This window comes from Streptomyces sp. SID9727, assembly GCF_010550605.1.
Classification (GTDB): Bacteria; Actinomycetota; Actinomycetes; order Streptomycetales; family Streptomycetaceae; genus Streptomyces.
In genome coordinates this window covers 1-883 of the sequence record NZ_JAAGNI010000243.1, presented here as the reverse complement: position 1 = coordinate 883, position 883 = coordinate 1, and the positions used below count along the sequence as shown (strand labels likewise).

Below are 883 nucleotides of genomic sequence, written 5' to 3'. Positions count from 1 at the left end.
GCGTCGGGGCGGGCCGCACCGCGCAGGTCCGCGACCGTCCACGCCACCCGCAGCACCCGGTCCAGGCCCCGGGCCGTGAGCAGCCCGCGCTCCATGTCCCGCTCGGCCGACATCAGCGCGCCCGGGGCCGCGGCCAGCCGGGTCCGCAGTTCGTGGCCGGGCACCTCGCTGTTGGTCGTCCAGGGTGTGCCGGCCAGCCGGTCGGCCGCCCGGTCCCGGGCCTCCCGCACCCGGGCGGCGACGATCGCCGTGGACTCGCCCCGGCCGCCCCGGCCCATCAGGTCCTCCCGCGTGACCGGGGCGACGGTCACCCGGAGGTCCACCCGGTCGAGCAGCGGTCCGGAGAGCCTGGCCTGGTAGCGCCGCACCGCCGACGGCGGGCAGTCGCAGCCGGCACCGCTCAGGGTGTGCCGCCCGCAGGGGCACGGGTTGGCGGCGAGCACCATCAGGAACCGGGCCGGCAGCCGCACCACCCCCGCGCTGCGGGCCACCACGACGTGCCCGGACTCCAGGGGCTGGCGCAGCGCGTCCAGTGTCTTCACGGAGAACTCCGGCGCCTCGTCCAGGAAGAGGATTCCGCGATGGGCGAGCGAGACCGCTCCCGGCCTGGGCAGTCCGTTGCCCCCGCCGACCAGTGACTGCATGGTCGCCGAGTGGTGGGGCGCGCAGTACGGGGCCCGGGCGATCAGGGGCTCGCCCGGTGGCAGGATGCCCGCCACCGAGTGGACGGCGGTCACTTCGAGGGATTCCTGCCGGGTGAGCGGCGGCAGGATCGCGGGCAGGCGCTCGGCCAGCATGGTCTTGCCGGCTCCGGGCGGACCGGTCAGCAGCAGGTGGTGGCCGCCGGCCGCGGCGACCTCCAGGGCCTTGCGCGGCCGCTCCT

The 883-nt window shown here is 77.1% G+C and carries 1 protein-coding gene; it reads right to left on the bottom strand.

The annotated features are described in order from the left end of the window. A partial coding sequence (locus G3I41_RS15510; RefSeq protein WP_164400794.1) for an ATP-binding protein occupies positions 1-883 on the bottom strand: 883 nt, incomplete at both ends.